Consider the following 26,159-nt stretch of genomic DNA (forward strand, 5'->3'; position numbering starts at 1 on the left):
GCGCATTTTCCACAGGAAAGCGCCGGCCCGCGGCGCCCTCCGCAAAAACCCGCGGCAGGCGCGTGGGTTTTCACATTACCCCTTTCGGCTGAGGGAGCTTACTTATCCAGCAGGCAGGCGATGCCCGGCAGCTCCAGCCCCTCCAGGAACTCCAGCGAAGCGCCGCCGCCGGTGGAGATGTGGGTCATCTTGTCCGCAAAGCCAAGCTTTTCAACCGCCGCCGCGGAGTCGCCGCCGCCGATGATGGAAACCGCGCCGGACGCAGCGATCGCCGCCGCAACCGCCTTGGTGCCGGCCGCAAAGGTGTCGAACTCGAATACGCCCATCGGGCCGTTCCAAACAACCGTGCCAGCGTTCTTGACCGCGTCCGAGAACAACTCAACGGTCTTGGGGCCGATGTCCATGCCCATCATGTTGTCCGGCAGTTGGCCTGCCTCGTAAACAACCGGCTCCGCGTCCGCGCCAAAGTGATCGCCGCAAACGGTGTCGATCGGCAGCAGGAGCTTGACACCCTTATCCTCCGCCTTCTTGATCAGGCCGAGCGCGAGATCGAGCTTATCCTCCTCGCACAGCGAGGTGCCGATCTTGCCGCCCTGCGCCTTGGAGAATGTATAGGCCATGCCGCCGCCGATAATGACGGTATCGCACTTATCGATCAGGTTGTTGATAACGTTGATCTTGTCGGAAACCTTCGCGCCGCCCAGGATGGCGACGAACGGACGGGCCGGATCGGAAAGCGCTTTGCCCATGATGGAGATTTCCTTGTTGATCAGGAAGCCGCACACGGCCGGCAGGTAATCCGCGATGCCGGCGGTGGAGGCATGGGCGCGGTGCGAGGTGCCGAACGCGTCGTTGACGTAGATCTCGGCCATATCGGCAAACGCCTTGGCAAGCGCCGGATCATTCTTGGTTTCGCCCTTTTCAAAGCGGACGTTCTCCAGCAGGATGGCTTCTCCGGGCTTGACCGCCGCGGCAAGCCGATTGGCGTCCTCGCCGACAACGTCCTTCGCCAGCTTGATGTCAATGCTGAGCAGTTCGCTCAGGCGCGCCGCGACCGGCGCCAGCGAATACTTCATATTGACCTCGCCCTTCGGACGGCCGAGGTGCGAGCAAAGGATAACAGCCGCGTTGTGGTCCAGCAGGTACTTGATCGTCTCCAGGGACGCACGGATACGCTTGTCATCGGTGATATTGCCGTTTTCGTCCTGCGGGACGTTGAAATCGCAGCGAACGATGACCTTTTTGCCATTTACGTCGATGTCTTCGACACTCTTTTTGTTGTACTGCATAAAATATACCTCTCCTTAAGATATAAATATTGCGACACGGATCAAAATCGCGGCGTTCTCTAAAAGAATTCCGCTTCCAAGACCAAATTATACTCGTTTTTCCGGTATCCCGCAAGCAAATTTACGAAAAACCTTACATTTTGGCAATCTTTTAGAGGATTTTTGCGTTTTTCCTCAAAATATTGTGAAATATTAAACAATATGCCCAATCCGGTTCAGTTTCGGGCCTGTCCGTAAAACGCGACCGCCAGGGCCTGCGGGCCGGTATTCGTGATAACCGAGGGGCCGATCGGGCTGCGGCAGACCTGTTTGAAGCCGATTTCCGTCAGCAGACGCTTTTCCAGCTCGTCGATGCGCTCCGCGGGTACATCACCGTACAGCAGGAGCGCGGTCTGCTTTTCCGGCTGCTGCACACGGCCGGACACCTTTTTAATCAGGCCCGACACCAGCGCCTTTTCCCCGCGCACCTTGTCGCATACCGTAACCGCGCCGCCGTACACATGGCTGATTGGCTTGAGCCCGAGCGCTTCCCCGACAAACGCCGCGCCGCCCGAAATGCGGCCCGACCGCTTGAGGTGCGCCAGGCTATACACGCCCAGATAAGCCTCCACCCGCTTGAGCCGGCTGCGCACCACGCCCGCGATCGCCTCAAAGCTGTCTCCCTGGTCGCGCAGGCGGGCGGCCAGCACGACGATATGCCCGTAAATATAGGTGTAGGTCGCGGAGTCGATGATCTCGATCCGCATGCCACTTCCATATTCCTCCTCAAACATCGAACGGGCGAGACAGGCGGCCTGACAGGTACCCGACCCTTTCCCGTTGATCAGAACGCCCAGCACATGAGTGCAGCCGCGTTCAAACGCGCGCCGGTAGGAATCCAGGAACTGCGCGGGCGTGACCATCGAGGTTGCCGGAACCTCACGGCTGGTTTGCAGCAGCTTCCAGTACTCCTCGGCGGTGATGTCGTAATACTCGCGGAACGCGCGCCCCTCATGCGTCAGCGTGATCGGGACGACCTCTATCCCATAGGCATCCACCTGCGCCTGCGGGATATCCGCGGAAGAATCGGTCAGAATGTGTATCTTTTCCATAAACGCTCCCTCACTCCTGCGGGAAAGGCCCCGCCAGCCTCAGGTTTTCAAAGCCGGTCTGCCGCAGCGCCTCGAACACGATCACGGCGACCGAGTTGGACAGGTTTAGGCTTCGCGCGCCCTCGCGCATGGGAATGCGCACGCACCGCTCCGGATGCGCGACGAGCAGGCTTTCCGGCAGCCCCTTTGTCTCCTTGCCGAACAGCAGGTAATCCCCGTCCCGATACGCCGCCTCGTGATAGGCGTGCGGCGCTTTGGTCGTGGCGTAAAAATAACGCCCGCCCGGGTTTCGGGCAAAGAACTCATCCAGGTTTTTATACATGCGGACGTCGAGCAGATGCCAGTAATCCAGGCCCGCACGCTTCATCCGCTTATCGTCAATCGCAAAGCCGAGCGGCTCGACCAGGTGCAGCACGCAGCCCGTCGCCGCGCAGGTGCGGGCGATGTTGCCCGTGTTCTGCGGGATCTCCGGCTCAACCAGAACAATATGCAGCATGGCACTCCCTCATAAAAACAAACTACTTTTTTATTGTATGGGATGCACCGTTTTTTTTCAAGCAGTTTACCTGTTTTTCTGCAAAAATTATCCCCCGATCCGAAAGATCGGGGGATAAACCGCCACGTTATTCCATTTCCGCGTATACGCCGTAGAGATAGCCCTGCTCTTTGGCCTGCTCGTCGGTGAGTACCTCGCCGGTGGGCTGCGGGCCACTCTCATCGTCCGGATACCATACGCCCAGCTTGCCGGTGTGCAGCGTGAGCGTCTGGGTATCGCTCGTGCCGTCGGCAAAGGTGACGGTGACCGTCAGGGTCGCGCCGTCGAACTCGTCTATACGGGCGTGCCACGCGTCACGCAGGTCGGTATCGTCCGCCATATCGACCGGCTGAGGCTCGCCCCAGAAGCCGTAGCTCACGTTCGCGTCATAGTCCGCGACAAAGCCGTTCTCCATGCGGTAGCTGGCGTCCACCCACCACCGTTTTTTTTCCGGTTCTGACTGCACCATGATATCGTCCGCATCCGCTGTGGGCGCATAGGTGCCCATCATGATCGCCTGTACGTCGGCCTCGTTGATTTCCAGCCGCTCGGTCCGGTACAGACCGCCCTTGTCAACCGACGCGCTGACCGTTTCGATATTGTCGCCCGTCACCCGGAACAGGCAACCGCTGAAAAAACCCTTGGTCGGGCTGTCCGCACCTCCGCCAGCGAAATCAAACGCAATCTTGCTGTCTTTCGGCGCGATAGTCTCGCCCGTGTCCGCGGCATAAGCCACGATGCCGAACGAGTTGGCCACCACTCCGGCGACCGCCTCGTCCGCGCTCTGCCCGCCCTGTATTCGCCACAGGGCCGAGCCGCCCAGAACCACGCCGAACGCACACGCCGCTGCCAAAATGCGTTTTACCATGCCGAAGCTGCGGCGCGGCGCCGGCGCCAGGTGCTGCGGCGCGGCCTGCCCCTCCCCGCGGCGCTCCTCACGCGCGGCCGCCAGGGTACGCTGCTTCAGCGCCTCCGGCGCTTTTATGCTTTTCATCTGCTCCCATTCGTTCCGGTTGTTCTTCTTCATCGTCCATTCCCTCCAGATCCAGTTTGAGTTGTTTACGCGCCCGATGGAGCCGCGTGCGCACGGTTGCCGGCCTGCATCCGACCAGCGGCGCGATTTCTTCCGTCCTGTAGCCCTCTACATAGTGCAGGTGTATCACGGTCCGCAGTTCATCCGGCAGCCGCGCGACCGCATGCCACAGGTCGGCCTGGTCGGTATCCTCCGGCGCAGCCGCGTCCGGCGCGGCTTCGAGCGGCGCGGTGCGGCGGAACCACGCCGAACGACGCAGGTCGCTGCACCGGTTGAGCGTGACCCGAATCAGCCAGGCCTTCAAATGCTCCTCATCCCGAAAATCAGTCGTGTCGCGCAGCAGCCGGAGAAACACCTCCTGATAAACGTCCTCCGCATCCGCGCGGCTTCCCATGCGGCACAGCGCCAGCCGGTAAACGGCGTCGCCGCAGGCTTCCATCGCCTCGCACAGGAATGCGTCGGAGCGCAGCTTTGTTTGCATGGCGTCCTCTCCTCCTTTCTGTAAACAACACGTCCCCAGGCAGGGAATTGTTCTCTACCATTATAACAGATTTCAAAAAAAGACGGGATGGCAAATCCATCCCGTCTTTTCCACCCGCCGCGCGGCGGGCAATTTTATGCCATGCTTCCGTCTCCTGGCGCCCGCTTATTCCGCGAAGTAGGCGCGCGTCTGCCGCACATTCTCCTCGATCGCCGCGCGCAGCTCTTCCGCCGACGCAAACTGCTTTTCCGGCCGCAGGAACTTATGCAGCTCGACATGGATCATCCGGCCGTACAGGTCGCCCGCGAAATCCAGCAGGTGCGGCTCGATGGTCGGCGTACCGCTATCCAGGAACGTGGGCTTGACGCCGATATTGGTCGCCGCGATGTGGCTTTCCCCGCCCACCAGCACGCGCGTCGCATAAACGCCGTACGGCGGCAGCGCCATCTCGCCCGGCAGACGCAGGTTAACGGTCGGCACGCCCAACACGCTCGTCCCCACCTTGCGGCCATGCTCGACCACGCCGGTCACTGTATACGGATGGCCAAGGAAACGCGCGGCCGTTTCCATATCGCCCTGGGAAATGAGCTGACGGATATAGGTGGAGGACACCACGATCCCGTCCATCTTGACATCGTCGACGCAGTCGTAGCCGATGCCGGCCTTTTCACATTCCTCCGCCATACCGGCGGCGTTGCCCCGCCCCTTATAACCAAAGCGGTTGTTCCGGCCGGAAATGATCCAAGCCGCGTGGAACTGCTCGATCAGCACCTTATGGATAAAGTCGCGCCAGTCCATATGCTGCATCTTCTCGTCAAAATGAATGAAGATTACCTCGTCCACGCCGCCGAGCTTTTTGATCTCCTCCCGCCGGTAAGCGTCCGCCGTGATCAGCGGCACCTGGCGCCCCAGCACAACCGAATCCGGATGGACGTCGAACGTGCATACCGCGCTCACGCCGCCGATCTGTCTGGCGCGCTCCACCGCGCGCTCCATCAACGCCCGATGCCCCAGATGCACCCCGTCGAAATAACCCAGCGCGATCGCGCGCGGCTTTTGAAATTCTTGCATGGGAAACCCTCCCTGAAAAAGCGGCCGCTGCCGGCCCGCGTTTTTTCATCCAAAATTTTTATAGACAAACAGGCCCAGCCCGCCTTTATCGAGTGTCCTTACCTGGCCGAGCATCAAAAAACGCGCCCCGTGGTACACGCGGCACAGCGCGCCCGCTGTTTCGGGCATCCCCTGCGCCATGCGCGGGAATACCACCGCGCCGCGCGCGATGCGTTCCGCGCCCTCGTCCGTCAGCCGCACAGCCGGATGCAGGGGGAACAGGCTGTCGGTCGGTAGCAAAAGCGTTTGCGCCGCGCCATCCGCCGCCGCGCGCTCGACCTGGCTGAAGCCGTGGCACTCCCGCAGCGTATAGGCGCCCGATCGGGTGCGCGTCAGGCTGTGCATGACCGCCAGCGTACCAAGCGCTTCGCCCAGGTCGTTGATGAGCGTGCGCACATAAGTACCCTTGCTGACCGTCAGCCGCAGCATGCCCTTCTGGGCGTGCTCGTCAAACTCCAGCAGATCGATCGCGTGGACGGTGATGTCGCGCGCCGGACGCTCGACCGCCTTCCCCCTGCGGGCCAGGTCATACAGCTTCTGCCCGTTCACCTTGACCGCCGAATACATGGGCGGCACCTGCTTCTGCGACCCAAGGAAGCGGCCTGCCGCCTGCTCGACCGCATCCCGTGCGGCGCAGCGGCCGCTGACCTGCAGCGTCCCGCCGGTCACATCCTGCGTGTCCGTATTGTAGCCGAGCGTAAAGCCCGCGATATATTCCTTATCCTGCGCGGCCGCGAAATCCGCCGCCTTGGTCGCACCGCCGACAAATACCGGCAGCACGCCGGTCGCCAGTGGGTCGAGCGTGCCGCCGTGGCCGATCCTGCGCGTGTGCAGGATGCCGCGCAGCTTGGCCACCACGTCGTGCGAGGTAAAGCCCTGCGGCTTATCCATCAGCAGGATGCCGTTCAGCTCACTGTTTGGCATGGAACTGCTCCCTCGCGGCGGTCAGGATGGCGGCTTTCGCCTCCTCCATTCCACAGTCCAAGCTTGCGCCGGCCGCGCGGATGTGGCCGCCGCCGCCGCACTTTTTGCAGATCGCTGCGGCGTCCATCTCTTTGGTCGTGCGGACGGACGCCTTGACCGTCCCGTCTCGGTTTTCAGTCAGTGTAATGCCGATCTGCACGCCCTCAATCTGCCGCGTGAGCGAAGCAATCGAATCCAGGTCGTCCATATCCGCGCCCGTGCGGTCGATATCCGTGCGCCACAGCAGCGCAACCGCGACCGCGCCGTCCTCAAAGAACTCCATCGTGTCGAACACGATGCGCTCCATCTGGAAGCGCGGCATGGATTTGGTCTCAAACAGCACGCGGTTGATCTCGCCCCCATCGATCCCCGCAGTCAGGCAAGCCGCCGCTACCGCATGGGTATGCGCGGTCGTGTTGGAAAACTTGAAGCAGCCTGTATCCGTGGACACGCCGATGTAGATGCATTCCGCGATATCCCTGGTGAACCGCACGCCCAGCGCGGCCAGCACATCATACAGCACCTCGGCGCAGCCGCCCGCGTCCGGACGGATCAGGTTTTTGGCGCCAAAGCCCGAATTCGAGCGGTGATGGTCGATCACTAGATCGACCTTTCCCTTATACTGCTCCGCCGTATCCGGAAACAGCTTTTCCTCCGCGATATCGACGGATACAATATACGCAGAGTTAAAATCGCTCGTCGGATAACAAGGTGTAATCAGCGGTGCATACCGCTTGGTGATCTCCGGATTCTCCAGAATATACGCGGTCTTGCCGAGCTGCCGCAGCCCGCGGCACAGCGCCCCCGCGCAACCGGCGGTATCGCCGTCCGGGCGGCGGTGCGTCAGGATCAGGATGTTGTCCGCGCCCTGCAGCGCCGCGGCGGCGCCCGCAACGTCCACGGTCATGCGCGGTCCTCCTCCCCGAGCTTGCCCTCGCTTTTCAGCTCGTGCAGCAATTCCGAGATATGCGCGCCATGCGTGATCGAGTTGTCCAGTTCAAACACCAGCTCGGGCGCGTAACGGAGCTGTACCTTATGCCCAACCTCGCGCCGCAGCCAACCCGCAGCGGATTTCAGGCCTTTCATGACCTCTTTCGCCTGCTGCTCGCTGCCAAGCACGGAAATAAAGCACTTGGCATAGCGCAGGTCGTTTGTGACCTCACAGTGTACGACCGAAACCAGCCCGTTCTGCACCCGCGGGTCCTTGACCGAGCGAATCGCCTCGGCCAGCGCCTTGCGCACCTCTTCCGAAATGCGGTCGATTCGTGTAGACATGGTGTAACGTCCTCCTTTGCCTGAGGATGAATGGAAAAATGGCGCGCGGAAAATGAAGCTGCCCCTTACGGCTTCGGCTCCATTCTCCATCGTCCCTTTTCAATTATCTTACGGTTTGACCTCTTCCATGACGAAGCATTCAATTACGTCATTTTCCTTGATGTCGTTATAGTTTTCGATGCTCATGCCGCATTCATACCCGGAAGCAACTTCCTTGACGTCGTCCTTGAAGCGCTTGAGGGTGTTCAGATGGCCCTCGTGGAATACGATGCCGTCACGCACCACACGCACCTCAGCGTTGCGCTGGATCTTGCCATCCTGCACATAGCAGCCCGCAACAGCGCCCGCGCCCGTAATCTTGAACACTTGGCGCACCTCGGCATGGCCGAGCACGACTTCCTTGAACTTGGGTTCGAGCATGCCCTTCATGGCCTGCTCCATCTCCTCGATCGCGTCGTAAATAACGCGGTACATGCGCATATCCACGCCCTGCTGCGCGGCGGAATCGGTTGCCGTGCGATCCGGACGCACGTTGAAGCCGACGATGATCGCGCCGGACGCCGCGGCCAGCATCACGTCGGACTCGTTGATCGCGCCGACCGCGCCGTGGATAACCTTGACGCGGACCTCGTCGTTCGACAGCTTCTCCAGCGACGAGCGGATCGCCTCGACCGAGCCCTGCACGTCAGCCTTGACGATGATGTTCAGCTCCTTCATCTCGCCCTCCTGGATGGAGGCGAACAGGTTGTCGAGCGTGACCTTATGGAACTGCTTGTTGCGTTCTTCCTTTTCCTTATCCTTACGCTGCTCGACCAACTCACGCGCCATCTTCTCGTCGTCCACCGCATCGAAGATATCACCCGCGCCCGGCACCTCGGCCAGACCGATGATCTCGACCGGCACGGACGGGCCGGCCTCCTGAATCCGCTTCCCGTCGTCGTTGGTCATGGCGCGCACACGGCCGACCGCCTTACCCGCGATGACCGTATCGCCCGTGTGCAACGTGCCGTTCTGTACAAGCAACGTTGCGACCGGCCCGCGGCCCTTGTCGAGCTTGGCTTCGATGACCGTGCCGTGCGCTTTGCGGTTGGGATTGGCCTTGAGATCCGCGACCTCCGCGGTCAGAAGCACCATCTCGAGCAGGTTCTCGATACCCTGGCCGAACTTGGCCGAAATATTGCACACGATCGTATCGCCGCCCCACTCCTCAGGTACGATCTCATATTCGGTGAGCTGCTGGAGTACACGGTCCGGATTGGCGCCCTGCTTATCGATCTTGTTGACCGCCACGATGATCGGCACATTCGCCGCCTTGGCGTGGTTGATCGCCTCGATGGTCTGCGGCATCACGCCGTCGTCCGCCGCCACGACCAGAATGGCGATATCGGTTACCTGCGCGCCGCGGGCGCGCATGGAGGTGAACGCCGCGTGGCCCGGGGTGTCCAGGAAGGTGATCGGCTTGCCGTCCACCGCGACACGGTACGCGCCGATATGCTGGGTGATGCCGCCGGCCTCGCCCTCAGTCACCTTGGTCTTGCGGATGGCGTCGAGCAGCGAGGTCTTGCCGTGGTCAACGTGACCCATCACGACCACAACCGGATCGCGCGGCACGAGATCCTCCTCGCGGTCCTCGCTCTCGTCAAACAGTCGCTCCTCGATGGTAATATGGACCTCTTTTTCGACCTTGCAGCCCATTTCCTCCGCCACGATCGCCGCGGTGTCAAAGTCGATAATCTCCGAAATAGATGCCATCACGCCCAGCTTGATCAGACCCTTGATTACATCCGCCGCGGTGCGCTTCATGCGGCTGGCCAGCTCGCCGACCGAGATCTCGTCCGGTATCATAACCTTGACCGGTATCTTCTTGAGAGCCGCCATCTGCTGCTGGCGCTGGAGGCGCTTCATCTTCTCCTGCTCCTCCTGCCGGCGCTTATTGCCGAACGGCTTGGCGCGCTGGTCAGCCTTTTTGGTCAGCTTCTGCTTCTTCTGGCCGCGGGACTCCATACGCTCCGCCTTGGCATCCACCAGCTTGTCGATACGCTCGTCATATTTATCCAGGTTGACGTCTCCCGCGCCGCGGGTATCGATGCGGTGTACCTGCTTGACCTTGGTCGAAGCAGCGGGCGCGGCCTTGCTTTCCTCTTTCTTTCCTGCCTCCGGCTTGGCAGACACCGGCTGCTGGGCTGCCTGCGGCTGTCTGGCGAGCTTCTCCTCCGCTTTCGGCCGGTCGCCGGACGGGGCTGCGGCGGTCTGCCGCGCCGCCATCTGCGCGTTCAGGGTCTCCTCCATGTTGTTTACCTGATGGTGCTGCGTCATATACTCGAAAATGACGGACAGCTCCTGATCGCTCAGCACCTGCATATGGTTTTTCGGGGTGGTGCAGTATTGGGTCAGGATCTCGGTAATCTCCTTTGTGGCGGCGCCAAAATCCTTTGCAACCTCATGCACCCGATATTTATTCTCTATTGCCATGGGCAACTCCTCCTAAAAGAAATTTCGGTTGAAAACACGTTTTCAATCGAGTAAGATGTGCCGCGCATGGCGCGAACACCTCTTATGCGCTGTTTTACGCGCCGCCACACGGCACACAAAACAGCTTTCTGATATCAAAATCGTGATACAGGCTCCCGATTTTGATGGCAAACGCCGCTTTGCGGGGGTTGCCTATTAGAATACGCGCTTTGCGCGTGGGCTTTTGTTCGCTTTGCGCGGGGCGCTGCCTGCGCGGCGCGGCGGCTGCGCCGCCTGAGACTGCGAAGCGCGGGGCTTCTTTTTGCCCCGGCGCGACTGGATGCGCGCGTTTTTTTCCGCAAGCTGCGCGGATACGTCCGCATAGCCGCTGTCCTGCGCCGCGAGCCGCTGCACCGCCGCGGACGCCAGGCCGATATCGGTCACTGCGCATACCGCGCAGCCGCCCTTGCCGATCGCAGCGCCCAGCGTCTGCTTATCCACCGGCAGGACGAGAAACGGTACGTTTGCGCGTTCGGCATAAAACGCGGCCTTCTTCGCCGTACTCTCGCCGGCATCTGATGCAGCCATCACGCAGCGGGCCTTTTTCTCCATGCAGGCCTCGCGCACCAGCTCGTCGCCGAACGCCAGCTTGCCGGCGCGCCGCGCCAGCCCCAGCATCCGGAGGACGGGATCATTCATCATGCGCGCCCTCCTCCATCTGCTTTTCCAGCGCGCTGTACACGTCCTCCGGCACCTCGACCGAAAGCGCACGTTCGATCGCGCGGCTCTTGCGCGCTTTTTTCAGGCACTCCGGCCTGCTGCACAGATAGGCGCCGCGCCCCGGCGCTTTCCCCCTGAAGTCCAGCGAAAGCGCACCCTCCGGTGAACGCACCACGCGGATCAGCTCGCGCTTGGGAAACATTTCGCGGCAGCCGAGGCATTGCCGCATGGGAACCTTTTTCTGTACCATATTCTGCCGCACCCCCGTTTTGTTATTCGCCCTGTGATTCCGGAGCGATGTCAATTTTGCAGCCGGTCAGCTTGGCGGCAAGGCGGGCGTTCTGCCCCTCCTTGCCGATGGCGAGCGAAAGCTGGTCGTCCGGTACAATCACGCGGCAGGACTTGTTGTCCGCCTGCACAGACGCGGAGATCACGTCAGCGGGGGCGAGCGCTGCGGAAACGAACTGCGCCGTATCCTCACTCCACTTGATGATATCGATTTTTTCACCGTTCAGCTCGCCGGTGATGTTGGCGACGCGCGCGCCGCGCGTACCCACGCATGCGCCGATCGGATCGACGTTCTCGTCGTGCGATGTAACCGCGATCTTGGTGCGGTTGCCCGCTTCACGCGCGATCGACTTGACCTCAACCACGCCGGAATGGATTTCCGGCACCTCAAGCTCAAACAGGCGCTTGACCAGGCCCGGGTGCGTGCGCGATACCACGACCTGCGGACCGCGCGTGCCGCGGCGCACTTCGATCAGGTATACCTTGACGCGCTGCCCTTCGGCAAGCTGCTCCCCGCGCACCTGCTCAGAAGCGGCTAGGACTGCTTCGCTCTTTTCGCCGCCCGAAACCACGTCCAGATACGCGTTGCCCGAGCGGGGGTCGATACGGGCGATCACGCCGGTCAGGATCTCATGCTCCTTGCTCTCAAACTCCGAGATCACCATGCCGCGCTCCGCTTCACGGATGCCCTGGATAATGACCTGCTTGGCGGTCTGCGCCGCGATGCGGCCGAACGACTTGGTCGGGATGTCAATATCTATGATATCGCCCACCATGGGATTGTTCTTATACTCGGCCGCCTCCTCGAGTGTGATCTCCTCATACGGCTCATAGAGGTCCTCCGCCTTGACGACCGTTTTGCGCACATACATGCGGATGGTCTTTTTATCCCGATCCGGTTCAACGAACACATTGTCCGTCATCCCGTCGTTGTCGCGCTTGTAAGCAGTAATCAAAGCCTGGCCCACGCGGTCGAGCATGTAATCGACCGGTATCCCCTTTTCCTTTTCGAGCTGCTCCAGCGCGTCAAAAAATTCTGCGTTCACCATTTTTTCCGGTTCATCTCCTTAAATTTCAACCGCAAGTCGCACCGCGGCTATATCTTTGGGTTCATAAACAGTCTGCTGCCCGCCGCTCTCCAGCGTCACGCAGCCGTTATCATAGGCAACGAGGGTGCCTTCCGTCTGCTTTGCGCCGTTTACAGGCTTATAAAAGCCGAGTTCGACCGGATGGCCGATAAACGCCGCGAAATGCTCCGGCCGCTTGAGTCGTCTCGACAACCCCGCCGAGGAAACGCACAGCGTATAGGACGGCATATCGTCGAATTCCTTTTCATCCAGCATGGGGTCGAGCGCGCGCGAAACCTGCTCGCACTGGTCGATCTGCACGCCCTCCGGATGATCGACGGTCACGGTCAGCATATACCGGCCGCCCTCCTTTTCAAATTCCACGTCCCACAGGGAAACGCCGGCCTGCTCGCACAAGGGCTTTACCAACTCTTCCACACGGGCGACGATCTGCTTTGCCTGCAAAGCCGTCCCTCCTTTTCCGATTTCTCTCAAGCAAAGCGTAAGGAGTGGCTTTCGCCACTCCTTACGGTTACTTCTTACTTAACGACAGTAGTATAGCACGAAATCCCGCACATTGCAAGGGGTTTCTGTGTTTTTCTTTTCTGTTTGAAGATATTTCGGCGATACATTCCGCACGAAAGCAAAAAGAAAAAGGTTATCCAGTAAGCACGCTACTGGATAACCTTTTTGCGTCATCTTCCTGCTTCCAAGTGAGCCGTTATCTTACTTAACCAGCTCGATGATCGCCATTTCCGCTGCGTCGCCGCGGCGCGGGCCGGTCTTGATGATGCGGGTGTAACCGCCGTTACGGCTTGCATACTCCGGCGCGATTTCAGAGAACAGCTTTGCAACAACAGCTTCCTTGGTGATGAAAGCCATCGCCTGACGGCGGGAAGCGAGCGTGTTCTTCTTGCCGAGAGTAATCATCTTTTCGGTCAGCGGGCCGACTTCCTTGGCGCGGGCAACGGTGGTCTCGACCCTGCCGTTTTCCAGCAGATAGGTCACCATCGCGCGCAGCATGGCCATACGGTGATCGGTAGGACGGCCGAGCTTGCGATTGTTAGCCATTCGTGTTTACCTCCAAAATAAAGTAAAGGCGGCGGCGCGGCTTTTCGTGCCGCCGCATTATCGGTCTTTCTTATTCGTCGGACTTGGCAAGCGACAGGCCCATGGCCTCCAGCTTGCCGATGACCTCTTCCAGCGATTTGCGGCCCAGGTTGCGGACCTTCATCATGTCCTCTTCCGAGGTGTTGATCAGATCCTCCACTGTGTTGATACCCGCGCGCTTGAGGCAGTTGAACGAGCGCACCGAGAAGTCAAGCTCCTCAATGGTCATCTCAAGCACCTTATCGTGCTGCGCTTCGGCCTTTTCAACAACCGTGGATTTGGAGCCGATCTCGTCGGACAGGTCGACGAACAGGTCGAGATGGTCTCGCAGCACCTTTGCGCCAAGCGAAACCGCGTCGCGCGCGGTGATGGTGCCGTCGGTCCAGATCTCGAGCGTAAGCTTATCATAGTCGGTCAGGTCGCGCACACGGGTGTTCTCCACCGTATAGTTGACCTTGTAAACTGGTGTGTAGATCGAATCCACCGGAATGACGCCGATGGAGGTCTGGTGCTGCTTATTCTTCTCGGCCGGAACGTAGCCGCGGCCCGAAGTCAGCGTGATCTCCATGGACAGGCGCGCATCGCTCATCAGGGTAGCGATGTGCAGGTCGGGATTGAGGATCTCGACCTCGCCGTCAGCGTGGATGTCGCCAGCCTTTACCTCGCCCTCGCCGGCGGCCTCGATGTAGACCGTCTTGGGGCCGTCGCAGTGCAGCTTGGCGATGATGCCCTTGATGTTCAGTACGATCTCGGTCACGTCTTCCTTAACGCCCGGGATGGTGGAGAACTCATGCTGCACGCCGGCGATCTTGATGCTCGACGCGGCCGTACCCGGCAGCGACGAAAGCAGAATGCGGCGCAGGGAGTTGCCCAGCGTGGTGCCATATCCGCGCTCCAGCGGTTCCACGACGAATTTGCCGTAAGAGCCGTCTTCAGCGAGCTGTTCACAGTCAATACGCGGCTTTTCGATTTCGATCATTTGGTACCCTCCTTCACGTTGGTTGGAAACTCTAAGCGGAGCAGGCGGCGCAGGCGCCGCGCAGGCTCCAAAAGCGAGGGTCTGTTACTTCGAGTACAACTCGACGATGAGGTGCTCGGATACATCATAATCGATGTCATCACGCGCCGGCATCGAGGCGATCCTGCCCTCAAAGGAATCCTTGGCCTTGTCGATCCACTTGGGGCATTGCTTCTTGCCGTTCTCCTCCAGCAGGGTCTTGAACTTGGCGGAGCTGCGGGATTTCTCGCAGACCGCGACAACATCGCCCGGCTTGACCTGATAGGACGGGATATTGACGCGCTTGCCATTTACGGTGAAGTGCGCATGGTTGACGAGCTGGCGCGCCTCGCGGCGGGTGTTCGCAAAGCCCATGCGGAATACGACGTTGTCCAGGCGGCGCTCAAGCTCCTGAAGCAGGATCTCACCGGTGATGCCCTGCTTACGTTCGGCCTTCTCATAGTAAGCATGGAACTGCTTCTCGAGCACGCCATAGATGAATTTTACCTTCTGCTTCTCGTTGAGCTGCATGCCGTATTCGGACTGCTTGCGGCGGGACTGCTTGGGCTGGCGCTTGGTGGACTTGGAGTAACCAAGTACCGCGGGGGAGAGACCAAGCGTCTTGCAGCGCTTGAGAACGGGCTGTGTATTCTTAGCCATTGATTGGTTTCCTCCTTATTATACTCTTCTGCGCTTGGGCGGACGGCAGCCATTGTGCGGGATCGGGGTCACGTCCTTAATCATGGTGACCTCAAGCCCCGCGGCCTGCAGCGCGCGGATCGCAGCCTCGCGGCCGGAACCCGGTCCCTTAACGTAAACCTCAACCGTCTTCAGGCCGTGCTCCATCGCGGCGGCCGCGGCGGTTTCAGCCGCGGTCTGCGCGGCGAACGGGGTGGACTTACGCGAGCCGCGGAAGCCCATTTCGCCAGAGGAAGCCCAGGAAATTGCGTTGCCGTTCAGGTCGGTAATGGTAACGATGGTGTTGTTGAAAGAGGAACGGATGTGAGCCGCGCCCTTTTCAATGTTCTTGCGCTCGCGGCGGCGCGTACGGGTCGCCGCGCCCTTTTTCTGCTGTACCTTAGCCATTTATACGTTCCCCTCCTTACTTCTTCTTGTTCGCAATGGTCTTCTTGGGACCCTTGCGGGTACGGGCGTTGGTCTTGGTGCGCTGGCCGCGTACCGGCAGGCCGCGGCGGTGGCGCAGGCCGCGGTAGCAGCCGATTTCAACCAAACGCTTGATATTCAGGCCGATCTCGCGGCGCAGGTCGCCCTCGACGTTGTAGTCGCGGTCGATTACTTCACGCAGCTTGGCGGCTTCTTCTTCGGTCAGGTCCTTGACGCGGGTATCGGGATTGATACCGGTCTTGGCAAGGATTTCGTTGGACGTCTTGCGGCCAATGCCGAAGACGTAGGTCAGGCCGATCTCCACGCGCTTCTCGCGGGGAAGGTCAACACCGGCAATACGTGCCATACTTTATAAAACCTCCGATTTGTTTACACTGAGGCGTGTTGGCAAACACAGTGTAGGGACCGCCTCCGCCCCTGCAGCGCCGCGCGCCCGCGCGTGCTTGTCGTGTTCGCGTAAACCATCATCCCGCGCCATGACGCGCGGCAATTTATCTGGAAACGGTAGAAAAACCGCTTCACACATTCGCGCCGTCCGGCGCATGCAATCAGAAAACGGCCATGCCGTTTTCATCAAAAGCGCGAGCCTCGCCCGTGCTTTTGACTCCCCGACCCAGCGGCCTTGGGCCGCGCTGCTCGGGTATCGAAAACAAGTTTCTCCCGAACTTGTTTTCGTATATAGGGGACTTTTGAAGTCCCCTATAAGATTTTTAGCCCTGCTTCTGCTTATGCTTCGGGTTCTGGCAGATAACCATGACCTTGCCCTTGCGGCGGATGATCTTGCACTTCTCGCAGATCGGCTTAACAGATGGTCTTACCTTCATGACATTTTACCTCCATCAAAAATTTTGGTGGGATGGGACACCGGAAAACCGGCGACCGCTGGCGCTCGGGTCACATACGCGCCTCCGCCCGCTTTTGGGTCACTTGGAACGCCAAGTGATACGACCGCGGGTCAGGTCGTAGGGCGACATCTGAACGGTGACCTTGTCGCCGGGAAGAATGCGGATAAAGTTCATGCGGAGCTTGCCTGAAATATGAGCCAGTATCTTATGGCCGTTGGGCAGTTCCACCTGAAACATCGCGTTAGGCAGCGCCTCTATGACGGTACCTTCGAGTTCGATTACATCATCTTTTGCCATATATGTGTATTACCCTCCTCGGTCAATTTGCGTCCTCGTCCCCTGTCCAAAGGGAAAGGGCCTTGCGTATGTCGCTGTTGGTCAGGCGGCCGGACTCCAGCAGCTTGCGCGCCGTACGCCCGTCACTCGGCCCCTGGTAGCTCACATGCTTGCGGCGCTTGCGCTTGGGACTTTCCGCTCTGCGCGCGCGCCCGTTTGCCAGCAGAAGAAAATCCCCCTCTTCCGCCATGACAAGCATGAGCCTGCCCTTGTCCCTGCCGGTCAGCGACAGCACGATATCGGCTGTGTGGGCCTCCACCATTACAACACCTCACCGTCGATGCTGGTTAGTATCTCCGGCTCGCCATCTGTAATGGCGATCGTGTTCTCATAGTGGGCGGACAGCTTCCCGTCCCTGGTTTTGACGGTCCAGCCGTCCGGCAGGACCTTGACGTCATACACACCCACATTGACCATGGGTTCCACTGCGATAGTCATACCACGCTGCAGCCGGATTCCATGGCCCGGATGGCCGAAATTCGGTACTTCGGGTGATTCGTGCAGGTTCTCCCCTACGCCGTGGCCGACGTAAGCGCGCACCACCGAAAAGCCGTTTTTCTCCACATAGGCCTGCACGGCTGCGGAGATATCGGAAACGCGGTAGCCCTCGCGGGCAAATTTGATACCCTCATAGAAGCTCTGCCGGGTCACTTCGATCAGACGCCTGGCCTCCTCGGACACCTCACCGCAGGGTACGGTGCAGGCGCAGTCGCCGTGGTAGCCGCCAATATAGGCGCCAACGTCCACTTTGACGATATCCCCCTCCCGCACCACATGATGCTTTGAGGGGATGCCGTGGATGACCTCGTCGTTGACCGATACGCAGGCGCTGCCGGGAAAGCCGCCGTAACCGAGGAACGAGGGCTTCGCGCCCGCGTCCTCGATCGTCTTGCGGACGATCCGGTCGATTTCGCCTGTCGTGACGCCGGGACGGACCGCGTCCGCCGCCGCTTTCCGCGCAAGCGCGGTAATGCGGCCGGCGACACGCATCCGTTCGAGCTCTTTTTCTGACTTCAAATGGATCATAGCTTACAGACCCAACGCCTGAACGGCGATCTGCTCCGTCTGGCGGATACCCTGCGTACCATCGATGCTTTTGAGCTTGCCCTGCTTACCATAGTAATCCTTGAGCGGCTCGGTCTGCTCATGGTAGGTTGCCAAACGGTGCTGCACCACATCCGGCTTGTCATCCTTGCGGATGTGCAGCTTGTCGCCGCACACATCGCAGGTGTCCGCCTGTCTGGGCGGGTTGGCCTTGATGTGGTAGGACGCGCCGCACTTGAGGCAGACACGGCGGCCGGTCATACGGCCCTCGATCACCTCGTCCGGCACTTCCAGCGAAAGCGCGCAGTCGATCGTTGCGATCGTATCCAGCGCCTCCGCCTGCGGGATGGTACGCGGGAACCCGTCCAGGATGAAGCCATTTTTACAATCCGGCTCGGCAATGCGCTCCTTGAGCATGCCGATCACGACTCCGTCCGGTACAAGCTGCCCTGCATCCATAAACTGCTTGGCCGACTGGCCGAGCGGTGTGTTGTTCTTGATCGCTTCGCGCAGAATATTGCCGGTCGATACGCTCGGCACCCCCATCTTTTCCACAAGATAGGACGCAAGCGTGCCTTTGCCGGCGCCCGGAGCGCCCAGTAAAATCAGATTCACTTCAGTATGCCTCCAGCATTATTCCAAGAAGCCCTTGTGGTGGCGCATGAGCATCTGTGCCTCCAGCTGCTTGACGGTATCAAGCGCAACGCCGACGACGATGATGACCGACGTGCCGCCCAGAGCCACATTGGAGAGGTTCGGGGAGATTGCGCCGACGATCAACGGCAGAATCGCAACAATTCCCAGGAAGATCGCGCCCACAAAGGTAACCTTGCCGAGCGCCTTGGTGATAAAGTCGCTCGTCGGCTTGCCCGGACGAAAGCCCGGAATGAAGCCGCCGTTCTTCTTGAGGTTGTTGGAAATCTCGATCGGGTTGAACTGGATGGAAGCGTAGAAATACGCGAACGCAAGGATCAGCAGTCCGTATACAATAATATAGAACGGGTTGGACTGCGAGAACAGGTTCAATACATGCCAGCCGACCGTGCCGGCCGCCGGCTGCCAGAACATCGAAACGGTCTGGGGCAGCGACAGGATGGACGACGCGAAAATGATCGGCATAACGCCGGACGCGTTGACCTTGATCGGCAGGTGGGTGGACTGGCCGCCGTACATCTTGCGGCCGACCACGCGCTTGGCGTACTGCACTGGAATGCGGCGCTCCGCGTTGGACATGAACACGATGAACACGACAACGGCCAAGCCGATGACGATCATCAGCAACGCGGAAATAATGCTGCCGCCGCCCTGCTTGAACAGGTTGTACAGCGTCCGGATCAGCGACGGGCCGCGGGAAACGATGCCCGCGAACAGGATGATCGAGATACCGTTGCCGATGCCGTTCTGGGTGATGTGCTCGCCCAGCCACATGATCAGCGCGGTACCCGCGGTGAACGTCAGGATGATCGCGGCCGCGGCAAGGACGCTCGTGTTGGACAGGAATCCGTTGCTGCGCAGCAGCGCATAGTAGGAGAAGCCCTGCAGAAGGCCGAGGACAACCGCGACATAGCGGGTCCAGGAAGCGATCCTCTTGCGCCCCTCCTCGCCGCCTTCTTTGACCATACGCTCAAGCGCGGGGATGGCAACGGTCAGCAGCTGCAGGATAATGGACGCGTTGATATACGGCGTGATGGACATGGCGAAGATCGTCGCGTTGGACAGACCGCCGCCGGTGAACATATCAAGGTAACCGAGCATCGACCCCGCCACCTGCGACTGCTCAAAGTAGGTCGCCAGCAGCTCGGTGTTGATGAACGGCACGGGGATGCAGGAGCCAAAGCGGAAGATCAGCAGGATAAACAGCGTATACAGGATCTTCTTGCGCAGCTCCGGCATGTTCCAGGCGTTTTTAAGGGTTTGAAACACCTTAAATCACCTCGGCCTTTCCGCCTGCGGCTTCGATCTTCTCCTTTGCGGACGCCGAGAACGCCGCGGCCTTAACCGTCAGCTTCTTGGTGAGCGTACCGTTGCCAAGGATCTTGATGCCGTCGAGAGCATTCTTGACGATACCGGCCTCGCGCAGCGCTTCTGCGGTGACCTCGGTGCCATCTTCAAACTTCTCCAGAGCGGAAACATTGACCGGTGCGTAGGTGGTGCCGAAAATATTGTTGAAACCACGCTTCGGCAGGCGGCGCGCCAGAGGCATCTGGCCGCCTTCAAAGCCCGGGCGGACGCCGCCGCCGGAACGAGCCCACTGGCCCTTGTGACCGCGGCCCGCGGTCTTGCCGTTGCCGGAACCGGCGCCGCGGCCCTTGCGGTAAGCGGGCTTTACGGAACCTGCGGCAGGCGATAATTCGTGAAGCTTCATGGGTTACGCCTCCTCTACAACTTCGAGCAGGTAACCGATCTGCTTAACCTTGCCGCGCGTCTGCGCGTTGTCCGGCTGAACGGTTACATCGTTGATCTTCTTAAGCCCCAAAGAATGAGCGGTCGCAATGTGCTTATCCAAGCGGCCGACCAGGCTCTTTTTCAGGGTAATCTTCATGTTAGCCATTGTGAGTTACCCCTTTCTTACAGTTCTTCTACGGCTTTGCCGCGAACCGCCGCCACCTGGGCAGCGTCGCGCAGGCTCTTCAGGCCTTCCATCGTCGCCGTAACGACGTTCTGCGGGTTGTTGGAGCGCAGGCACTTGGTACGGATGTCCTTGATGCCGGCAGCCTCAACGACCGCACGGACCGCGCCGCCGGCGATAACGCCGGTACCGGGGGCAGCGGGCTTGAGCAGAACGCGGCCCGCCCCGAACTCGCCGATAACCTCGTGCGGGATGGTGGTACCCTTCAGGGAAATCTTGACGAGGTTCTTCTTGGCGTCCTCGATGCCCTTGCGGATCGCGTCCGGAACTTCGGATGCCTTGCCCAAGCCGAAGCCGACCGTACCCTTGCCATCGCCAACGACGACCAGCGCCGCAAACTTGAAGATACGGCCGCCCTTTACGGTCTTGGCAACGCGGTTGAGCGCTACGACGTTCTCGGAGAACTCGTCCTCGCGCTTATCGTTTCTATTAAACTGAGCCATGTTTTACCTCCTCCCGACTTAAAACTGCAGGCCGCCCTCACGGGCGCCCTCCGCGAGCTCCTTCACGCGGCCGTGGTACAGATAGCCGCCGCGGTCGAACACGACGTTCTCAATACCCTTGGCCTTGCAGCGCTCGGCAACCAGCATGCCAATCTTCTTGGCCGCTTCCTTGTTGCCGCCGTACTCGGTGAAGTCCTTCTCGGCAGTCGAGGCGGAGACTAAGGTGACACCGGCGACATCGTCGATGACCTGTGCATAAATATTCTTGGCAGAACGGTAAACGTCCAGACGCGGACGCTCGGCCGTGCCGCTGATCTTTGCGCGCACGCGCTTGTGGCGCTGCAGACGCGCCTTGTTGGAATCCTTCTTCGAAACCATTTTTCGCCTCTCCTTTCCTTACTTCTTCTTCGCGCCGGTCTTGCCTTCCTTGCGGCGGACATACTCGTCAGCGTAGCGGATGCCCTTGCCCTTGTAGGGCTCCGGCGGGCGCTTTTCGCGGACTTCCGCAGCAAACTGGCCGACCTTCTGCTTGTCAGGACCGGAGATGATGATCGTGTTCGGGTTCGGAACGTCGATCGTGATACCGTCGGTTTCGCTCATCGTAACCTGATGCGAGTAGCCGAGGTTCATAACCAGATCCTTGCCCTGCTTGGCGACACGGTAGCCAACACCCTGCACGCTCAACTCCTTTTTGAAGCCGTCGGTCACGCCCACCACCATGTTGTGGATCAGGCTGCGGGTCAGGCCGTGCAGCGCGCGGTTCTGCTTGTCGTCGTTCGGACGGGTGACGAGGATTTCATTTCCCTCCACCGCAACATTCATGTTCGGATGGATTTCGCGGGTAAGGGTTGCCTTTGCGCCCTTCACCGTTACGACGTGGCCGTCGATCTTGACCTCCACACCGGACGGGATGGCAATCGGCATTCTACCAATTCGAGACATATTTTATACCTCCCCTTACCATACAAATGCGAGAACTTCGCCGCCGACGTTCAGCTCGCGGGCCTTTTTGTCGGTCATGACGCCTCTCGACGTGGAAATGATGGCAATGCCGAGGCCGCGGAGCACCTTGGGAAGCTCCTGTGCGCCGGCATAGACACGCAGGCCGGGCTTGGATACGCGCTTAAGGCCGGAGATAGCCTTCTGGCGGCCGTCCACATACTTGAGCGTGATGCGGATGATGCCCTGCGTGTTGCCCTCGAGCGTCTCAAAAGACTTGATATAGCCTTCGTCGAGCAGGATCTGGGCAATTGCCTTCTTCATTTTGGACGCGGGTACGTCCACGCTGGCATGACGAGCATTGCCGGCGTTGCGGATACGGGTCAGCATATCCGCGATGGGATCAGTGATCTGCATAAATGCTCTCCTTTTCAAGAAGTTTGGGGGTAGTGCAGCAATCGGAGCGGGGCTGGGTTGGGTCCCCTCTTGATTGGCCTGTTTGCCTCCCACTTTTCTTTACACTGCCTGTGGCCCTTCCACAGACAGCGGCCGGGGAAACTGTTTTTTTATAACAGCCGATAAGCCCGCAGAGCGGGCTATCGACTAATTATAGCATGTTTTTGAACGTTCTGACAAGCAACAAAGTGCATATTTTTATCAAACTTTCGGCTTTCGTTCCCGTCAAAACGCAATAAAAGTGTCTTTGCCGACAAAATACGGCAAAGTCTGCAAAAAAGCGGGCGCATAGCGCGCCCGCTTTCGCAATCTTCTCGCGCGAAAGCGCGCAGTTAGGATAGAAAACAGAAGCAGGCTTCTGTTTTCATCAAAAGTCAGGGCATATGCCTAACCTTTGATCGACGCAAAGCTTACCAGGAAGCCTTGCGCACGCCCGGGATCTGGCCTTTGTAGGCCAGCTCGCGGAAGCAGATACGGCAGATGCCGAAATCACGCAGGTACGCGTGAGGGCGGCCGCAGATCTTGCAGCGGTTGTAAGCACGGGTAGAGAACTTCGGCTTCGCCTGCTGCTTGAGGATCATCGACTTCTTAGCCATTTATCATTCTCCTCCCTTACTTCTCAAACGGAGCGCCCATCAGCGTGAGCAGCTCTTTCGCTTCTTCATCGGTCTGCGCGGTGGTGCAGATAACGATGTCCATGCCGCGGACCTTATCGATCTGGTCGTAGGAGATCTCCGGGAAGATCAGCTGTTCCTTGAGGCCCAGGGCATAGTTGCCGCGGCCGTCGAACGCGTCGCCATTGATGCCGCGGAAGTCGCGCACGCGCGGCAGCGCAACATTGAACAGACGATCCAAAAACTCCCACATACGATCATGGCGCAGGGTGACCTTGACGCCTACCGGCATGCCCTCGCGGAGCTTGAAATTCGCGACCGACTTCTTGGCGTGAGTCACGACCGGCTTCTGGCCGGTGATCGCAGCGATGTCGCGAACAACGGACTCGATGACCTTGGCGTTACCGTTGGCCTCCTTGCCGCAGCCGACGTTGACGACGACCTTGTCGATCGTCGGGATCTGCATCGTGCTCTTGTACTGGAACTTCTTCATCAGAGCAGGCGCAACGTCCGCAGTATACTTCGCTTTCATATTCGGAACCATTTATTGCAACCTCCTCTTCTTACAGCGTCTCGCCACAGTGCTTGCACACCGTCAGCTTCGCGCCGTTCTCGGCAAACTTGTGCGCAACACGGGTCGGCTTGTTGCACTTCGGACACACGCGCATGACCTTGCAGGCACGCAGCGCGCCCTCGCGCTCGATGATACCGCCGGTCTCGCCCTGGCGGCGGGGCTTGGTGTGGCACTTGATCATGTTCACACCCTCGATCACGACCATCCCCTTCTTCGGGTTTACGGACAGGACCTTGCCGCGCTTGCCCTTTTCCTTGCCGGAAAGAACGACTGCGGTGTCGCCCGTCTTTACATGCAAATTATTCATTTGTTGGCGACCTCCTTACAGTACTTCCGGAGCAAGCGACAGGATCTTCATATAGTCCTTGTCACGCAGCTCACGCGCGACAGGCCCGAAGATACGGGTGCCGCGGGGGTTTTTATCGTCACGGATGATAACGCCGGCGTTCTCGTCAAAGCGGATGTAGCTGCCATCCGCGCGGCGCAGGCCCTTTACGGTGCGGACGATCACAGCTTTGACCACGTCGCCCTTCTTCACGCCGCCGCCCGGAGTGCATTTACGCACCGAGCAGACGACCACGTCACCGATATTGCCGTACTTGCGTGCGGAGCCGCCGAGAACACGGATTACCTTCAGTTCCTTCGCGCCGCTGTTGTCAGCCGCGCGCAGAAAAGTTTCCTGCTGAACCATGTGCTCTCCTCCTTACTTTGCCTTCTCGATGATCTCGACCAGGCGCCAGCGCTTATCCTTGGACAGCGGGCGGGTCTCCATCACCTTTACCTTGTCGCCGATGCCGCACTCGTTGTTCTCGTCGTGCGCCTTCAGCTTATAGGTGTGCGGAATAACCTTCTTATACAGAGGATGCGCTACGCGATCCTCGATCGCGACGACAATGGTCTTGTCCATCTTGTCGGAAACGACCTTGCCGACTCGCGTTTTGCGTAATGCTCTTTCGCTCAATTCGTTTCCCTCCCTTTACGCCTTCTCCGCGAGCTGCTTCTCACGGATTACGGTGTTGACGCGCGCAATGTCGCGCTTGACCTCGGTGATCTTGTTGGTATTGTCCAACTGGTTGGTAGCGAGCTGAAGACGGAGGTTGAAGAGGTCCTTCTTCAGGTCGCCAAGCTTTGCGGCGAGCTCCTCGGCCGTCAGTTCTCTGATCTCAGATGCCTTCATCATGCTTCACCGCCATTCTTGGTCTCACGGGCAACGAACTTGGTCTTGCACGGCAGCTTGTGGCTGGCCAGACGCAGCGCTTCGCGGGCAACTTCCTCGGAAACGCCGGCGATCTCGAACAGCACGCGGCCGGGCTTGACGACAGCGACCCAGTACTCGGGCGAACCCTTACCGGAACCCATTCGGGTCTCGGCCGGCTTCTCGGTCACGGGCTTGTCGGGGAAAATCTTGATCCATACCTGACCGCCGCGCTTGGTGTAGCGGGTCATGGCGATACGGGCGGCCTCGATCTGGTTCGAGGTGATCCAGCACGGCTCAGTGGCCTGCAGGCCGTACTCACCGTTGGATACAAAGTTGCCGCGCATGGCCTTGCCCTTGAGGCGGCCACGATGCACGCGACGGTATTTCACTCTCTTGGGGAGCAGCATTAGCGGTTGCCTCCTTCCTGGCGGGGCGCGCGGCGCTCGCCGTTACCACGGTTGAAGTCGCGGCGGCCGCCACGGCGGTCGTCACGGCCACCGCGACGCTCGCGGCGCTCGAAAGCGGGCTTGGGAGCCTCGATCGAACGGCCCAAACGCGGACCGCCGTGGAGGACCTCGCCCTTGTAGATCCAAACCTTTACGCCGATGCGGCCATAGGTGGTCGCGGCCTCGGCAAAGCCATAGTCGATATCCGCGCGCAGGGTCTGCAGCGGGATGGTGCCTTCATGATAGTGCTCGGTGCGGGCGATTTCCGCGCCGCCCAGACGGCCGCCGCAGGAAACCTTGATACCCTTGGCGCCCATGCGCATCGCACGGCCCATGGACTGCTTCATCGCGCGGCGGAAGCCAATGCGCTTCTCAAGCTGCGCGGCGATGTTCTCAGCGACCAGGGTCGCGTTGGTGTCCGGATTCTTGATCTCGATGATCGAGCAGCGGACCTTCTTGCCGTACTTGCGGGTCAGCTCTTCCTCGAGCTTCTTGATATCCTCGCCACCGCGGCCGACAACCATGCCGGGACGCGCGCACTGGATCATGATTTTGATCTCGTCGTTCTTACGCTCGATTTCGATCGCCGGAACGCCTGCGTCGTACAGACGCTTCTTCAGTTCCTTACGAATGTTGTAGTCTTCCACGAGGAGGTCGCCGAACACATTGTCCTTAGCGAACCAACGGGAATCCCAATTCTTGATAACGCCGACACGGAGACCGTTCGGATTTACTTTCTGGCCCATTGATTACCCTCCCTTATTCTTTCTCGCCAAGAACCAGCGTGATGTGCGAGGTTCTCTTGAGGATTCTGAACGCACGGCCCTGGGCGCGCGGCATCACGCGCTTCATGATCGGGCCGGGACCGACGTGTACTTCCTTGACGTACAGCTTGTCGGTGTTCATGTGATGGTTGTTCTCCGCGTTGGCAACCGCGCTCTTGAGGAGCTTCTCCATCGGCTCGCAGGCCGCCTTGGGGGTATTCATGATAATGGCCATCGCCTCGCCCGCATCCTTGCCGCGGATCAGGTCGCAGATCAGCTTGACCTTACGCGGGGTCATGCGCACGTTGCGTACAATAGCTCTTGCTTCCATGTTTC

40 protein-coding genes are annotated in these 26,159 nt (G+C 59.7%); all 40 read right to left on the bottom strand.

All coding sequences use genetic code 11. From position 1 onward, the window contains the following. Nucleotides 1-98 precede the first annotated feature (98 nt). Nucleotides 99-1,289 carry a phosphoglycerate kinase gene (locus RX717_RS13330; protein WP_107631623.1) on the bottom strand — a complete coding sequence of 397 codons (1,191 nt, stop codon included), beginning with the start codon at nt 1,287-1,289 and terminating at the stop codon, nt 99-101. 215 nt (nt 1,290-1,504) lie between these two features. Then, entirely contained in the window at nt 1,505-2,380 is an 876-nt protein-coding gene (locus tag RX717_RS13335; RefSeq protein ID WP_054326933.1) for a DegV family protein, read from the bottom strand. A 10-nt stretch (nt 2,381-2,390) separates the two neighbouring features. Then, nucleotides 2,391-2,876: a tRNA (uridine(34)/cytosine(34)/5-carboxymethylaminomethyluridine(34)-2'-O)-methyltransferase TrmL gene (trmL, locus tag RX717_RS13340; RefSeq protein WP_054326934.1), complete on the bottom strand. Its 486-nt coding sequence runs from the start codon at nt 2,874-2,876 to the stop codon at nt 2,391-2,393. A gap of 127 nt (nt 2,877-3,003) precedes the next feature. Further along, the gene (locus RX717_RS13345; protein ID WP_159068165.1) at nt 3,004-3,942 is read right to left on the bottom strand and encodes an anti-sigma factor; all 939 of its coding nucleotides are present in this window, start codon (nt 3,940-3,942) and stop codon (nt 3,004-3,006) included. Continuing rightward, nucleotides 3,851-4,429, bottom strand: coding sequence for an RNA polymerase sigma factor (locus tag RX717_RS13350; protein ID WP_054326937.1), 579 nt, complete (start codon nt 4,427-4,429; stop codon nt 3,851-3,853). The genes RX717_RS13345 and RX717_RS13350 overlap by 92 nt, the downstream gene beginning before the upstream one ends. 165 nt (nt 4,430-4,594) lie before the next feature. Continuing rightward, complete coding sequence (ribF, locus tag RX717_RS13355; protein ID WP_054326938.1) at nt 4,595-5,500, bottom strand: riboflavin biosynthesis protein RibF; 906 nt, start codon at nt 5,498-5,500, stop codon at nt 4,595-4,597. Between the two features lie 45 nt (nt 5,501-5,545). After that, nucleotides 5,546-6,463 (bottom strand): tRNA pseudouridine(55) synthase TruB, encoded by a 918-nt coding sequence (truB, locus tag RX717_RS13360; protein WP_107631621.1) that lies wholly within the window; start codon nt 6,461-6,463, stop codon nt 5,546-5,548. Beyond that, complete coding sequence (locus RX717_RS13365; protein ID WP_107631620.1) at nt 6,450-7,409, bottom strand: DHH family phosphoesterase; 960 nt, start codon at nt 7,407-7,409, stop codon at nt 6,450-6,452. Before RX717_RS13365 ends, truB begins: the two co-directional genes overlap by 14 nt. Beyond that, nucleotides 7,406-7,777 carry a 30S ribosome-binding factor RbfA gene (gene rbfA, locus RX717_RS13370; RefSeq protein WP_054326942.1) on the bottom strand — a complete coding sequence of 124 codons (372 nt, stop codon included), beginning with the start codon at nt 7,775-7,777 and terminating at the stop codon, nt 7,406-7,408. The genes RX717_RS13365 and rbfA overlap by 4 nt, the downstream gene beginning before the upstream one ends. 108 nt (nt 7,778-7,885) lie before the next feature. Then, a complete protein-coding gene (gene infB / locus RX717_RS13375; RefSeq protein ID WP_082396991.1) occupies nt 7,886-10,249 on the bottom strand; it encodes a translation initiation factor IF-2 in 2,364 nt (787 codons plus the stop codon). A 195-nt stretch (nt 10,250-10,444) separates the two neighbouring features. Beyond that, a complete protein-coding gene (locus RX717_RS13380) occupies nt 10,445-10,930 on the bottom strand; it encodes a L7Ae/L30e/S12e/Gadd45 family ribosomal protein (RefSeq protein WP_107631619.1) in 486 nt (161 codons plus the stop codon). Next, nucleotides 10,920-11,198 (bottom strand): RNase P modulator RnpM, encoded by a 279-nt coding sequence (rnpM, locus tag RX717_RS13385; protein ID WP_054326944.1) that lies wholly within the window; start codon nt 11,196-11,198, stop codon nt 10,920-10,922. The genes RX717_RS13380 and rnpM overlap by 11 nt, the downstream gene beginning before the upstream one ends. A gap of 22 nt (nt 11,199-11,220) precedes the next feature. After that, nucleotides 11,221-12,285: a transcription termination factor NusA gene (gene nusA, locus RX717_RS13390; RefSeq protein ID WP_107631618.1), complete on the bottom strand. Its 1,065-nt coding sequence runs from the start codon at nt 12,283-12,285 to the stop codon at nt 11,221-11,223. A gap of 18 nt (nt 12,286-12,303) precedes the next feature. Continuing rightward, entirely contained in the window at nt 12,304-12,768 is a 465-nt protein-coding gene (gene rimP / locus RX717_RS13395) for a ribosome maturation factor RimP (RefSeq protein ID WP_054326945.1), read from the bottom strand. 261 nt (nt 12,769-13,029) lie between these two features. Next, nucleotides 13,030-13,374 carry a 50S ribosomal protein L17 gene (gene rplQ / locus RX717_RS13400; protein ID WP_054326946.1) on the bottom strand — a complete coding sequence of 115 codons (345 nt, stop codon included), beginning with the start codon at nt 13,372-13,374 and terminating at the stop codon, nt 13,030-13,032. Nucleotides 13,375-13,444: 70 nt separating this feature from the next. Next, nucleotides 13,445-14,392 carry a DNA-directed RNA polymerase subunit alpha gene (locus tag RX717_RS13405; RefSeq protein WP_107631617.1) on the bottom strand — a complete coding sequence of 316 codons (948 nt, stop codon included), beginning with the start codon at nt 14,390-14,392 and terminating at the stop codon, nt 13,445-13,447. 84 nt (nt 14,393-14,476) lie between these two features. Then, entirely contained in the window at nt 14,477-15,070 is a 594-nt protein-coding gene (rpsD, locus tag RX717_RS13410; protein ID WP_054326948.1) for a 30S ribosomal protein S4, read from the bottom strand. Between the two features lie 18 nt (nt 15,071-15,088). Next, entirely contained in the window at nt 15,089-15,496 is a 408-nt protein-coding gene (gene rpsK, locus RX717_RS13415; protein WP_054326949.1) for a 30S ribosomal protein S11, read from the bottom strand. 16 nt (nt 15,497-15,512) lie between these two features. Beyond that, the gene (rpsM, locus tag RX717_RS13420) at nt 15,513-15,881 is read right to left on the bottom strand and encodes a 30S ribosomal protein S13 (RefSeq protein ID WP_054326950.1); all 369 of its coding nucleotides are present in this window, start codon (nt 15,879-15,881) and stop codon (nt 15,513-15,515) included. A 364-nt stretch (nt 15,882-16,245) separates the two neighbouring features. Further along, nucleotides 16,246-16,359, bottom strand: coding sequence for a 50S ribosomal protein L36 (gene rpmJ, locus RX717_RS13425; protein WP_031472205.1), 114 nt, complete (start codon nt 16,357-16,359; stop codon nt 16,246-16,248). A 99-nt stretch (nt 16,360-16,458) separates the two neighbouring features. Then, nucleotides 16,459-16,677: a translation initiation factor IF-1 gene (gene infA / locus RX717_RS13430; RefSeq protein ID WP_016148769.1), complete on the bottom strand. Its 219-nt coding sequence runs from the start codon at nt 16,675-16,677 to the stop codon at nt 16,459-16,461. A 22-nt stretch (nt 16,678-16,699) separates the two neighbouring features. Then, nucleotides 16,700-16,978 (bottom strand): KOW domain-containing RNA-binding protein, encoded by a 279-nt coding sequence (locus RX717_RS13435; protein WP_054326951.1) that lies wholly within the window; start codon nt 16,976-16,978, stop codon nt 16,700-16,702. Continuing rightward, a complete protein-coding gene (gene map, locus RX717_RS13440) occupies nt 16,978-17,742 on the bottom strand; it encodes a type I methionyl aminopeptidase (RefSeq protein ID WP_107631616.1) in 765 nt (254 codons plus the stop codon). The genes RX717_RS13435 and map overlap by 1 nt, the downstream gene beginning before the upstream one ends. A 3-nt stretch (nt 17,743-17,745) precedes the next feature. Continuing rightward, nucleotides 17,746-18,375 (bottom strand): adenylate kinase, encoded by a 630-nt coding sequence (locus RX717_RS13445; protein ID WP_054326953.1) that lies wholly within the window; start codon nt 18,373-18,375, stop codon nt 17,746-17,748. 18 nt (nt 18,376-18,393) lie between these two features. Beyond that, nucleotides 18,394-19,683 carry a preprotein translocase subunit SecY gene (secY, locus tag RX717_RS13450; protein ID WP_054326954.1) on the bottom strand — a complete coding sequence of 430 codons (1,290 nt, stop codon included), beginning with the start codon at nt 19,681-19,683 and terminating at the stop codon, nt 18,394-18,396. Between the two features lies 1 nt (nt 19,684). Then, nucleotides 19,685-20,125 carry a 50S ribosomal protein L15 gene (gene rplO, locus RX717_RS13455; RefSeq protein WP_054326955.1) on the bottom strand — a complete coding sequence of 147 codons (441 nt, stop codon included), beginning with the start codon at nt 20,123-20,125 and terminating at the stop codon, nt 19,685-19,687. 3 nt (nt 20,126-20,128) lie between these two features. Continuing rightward, a complete protein-coding gene (gene rpmD / locus RX717_RS13460; protein ID WP_031472218.1) occupies nt 20,129-20,311 on the bottom strand; it encodes a 50S ribosomal protein L30 in 183 nt (60 codons plus the stop codon). 17 nt (nt 20,312-20,328) lie between these two features. After that, nucleotides 20,329-20,832: a 30S ribosomal protein S5 gene (rpsE, locus tag RX717_RS13465; protein WP_054326956.1), complete on the bottom strand. Its 504-nt coding sequence runs from the start codon at nt 20,830-20,832 to the stop codon at nt 20,329-20,331. Nucleotides 20,833-20,850: 18 nt separating this feature from the next. Next, nucleotides 20,851-21,210, bottom strand: a complete 360-nt coding sequence (rplR, locus tag RX717_RS13470; protein ID WP_054326957.1) for a 50S ribosomal protein L18 — start codon at nt 21,208-21,210, stop codon at nt 20,851-20,853. An 18-nt stretch (nt 21,211-21,228) separates the two neighbouring features. Beyond that, entirely contained in the window at nt 21,229-21,774 is a 546-nt protein-coding gene (gene rplF / locus RX717_RS13475; RefSeq protein ID WP_054326958.1) for a 50S ribosomal protein L6, read from the bottom strand. Nucleotides 21,775-21,789: 15 nt separating this feature from the next. Continuing rightward, the gene (gene rpsH, locus RX717_RS13480) at nt 21,790-22,188 is read right to left on the bottom strand and encodes a 30S ribosomal protein S8 (RefSeq protein WP_054326959.1); all 399 of its coding nucleotides are present in this window, start codon (nt 22,186-22,188) and stop codon (nt 21,790-21,792) included. 449 nt (nt 22,189-22,637) lie between these two features. Next, entirely contained in the window at nt 22,638-22,823 is a 186-nt protein-coding gene (locus RX717_RS13485) for a type Z 30S ribosomal protein S14 (protein ID WP_031475639.1), read from the bottom strand. A 16-nt stretch (nt 22,824-22,839) separates the two neighbouring features. Beyond that, on the bottom strand, nt 22,840-23,385 hold the full coding sequence (gene rplE / locus RX717_RS13490; RefSeq protein WP_054326960.1) for a 50S ribosomal protein L5: 546 nt from the start codon (nt 23,383-23,385) through the stop codon (nt 22,840-22,842). A 19-nt stretch (nt 23,386-23,404) separates the two neighbouring features. Continuing rightward, nucleotides 23,405-23,722 (bottom strand): 50S ribosomal protein L24, encoded by a 318-nt coding sequence (rplX, locus tag RX717_RS13495; protein WP_054326961.1) that lies wholly within the window; start codon nt 23,720-23,722, stop codon nt 23,405-23,407. A 15-nt stretch (nt 23,723-23,737) separates the two neighbouring features. Further along, a complete protein-coding gene (gene rplN, locus RX717_RS13500) occupies nt 23,738-24,106 on the bottom strand; it encodes a 50S ribosomal protein L14 (RefSeq protein ID WP_054326962.1) in 369 nt (122 codons plus the stop codon). Nucleotides 24,107-24,118: 12 nt separating this feature from the next. After that, nucleotides 24,119-24,376, bottom strand: a complete 258-nt coding sequence (gene rpsQ / locus RX717_RS13505) for a 30S ribosomal protein S17 (RefSeq protein WP_054326963.1) — start codon at nt 24,374-24,376, stop codon at nt 24,119-24,121. A 15-nt stretch (nt 24,377-24,391) separates the two neighbouring features. Then, on the bottom strand, nt 24,392-24,592 hold the full coding sequence (gene rpmC / locus RX717_RS13510; RefSeq protein WP_054326964.1) for a 50S ribosomal protein L29: 201 nt from the start codon (nt 24,590-24,592) through the stop codon (nt 24,392-24,394). Beyond that, a complete protein-coding gene (gene rplP, locus RX717_RS13515) occupies nt 24,592-25,020 on the bottom strand; it encodes a 50S ribosomal protein L16 (protein WP_054326965.1) in 429 nt (142 codons plus the stop codon). Before rplP ends, rpmC begins: the two co-directional genes overlap by 1 nt. Then, on the bottom strand, nt 25,020-25,805 hold the full coding sequence (gene rpsC, locus RX717_RS13520) for a 30S ribosomal protein S3 (protein ID WP_054326966.1): 786 nt from the start codon (nt 25,803-25,805) through the stop codon (nt 25,020-25,022). Before rpsC ends, rplP begins: the two co-directional genes overlap by 1 nt. Nucleotides 25,806-25,818: 13 nt before the next feature. Continuing rightward, the gene (gene rplV, locus RX717_RS13525) at nt 25,819-26,154 is read right to left on the bottom strand and encodes a 50S ribosomal protein L22 (protein WP_054326967.1); all 336 of its coding nucleotides are present in this window, start codon (nt 26,152-26,154) and stop codon (nt 25,819-25,821) included. Nucleotides 26,155-26,159: the final 5 nt, after the last annotated feature.

The sequence above is a fragment of the Intestinibacillus sp. NTUH-41-i26 genome (assembly GCF_032769475.1).
In the GTDB taxonomy this organism is placed as follows: domain Bacteria; phylum Bacillota; class Clostridia; order Oscillospirales; family Butyricicoccaceae; genus Agathobaculum; species Agathobaculum ammoniilyticum.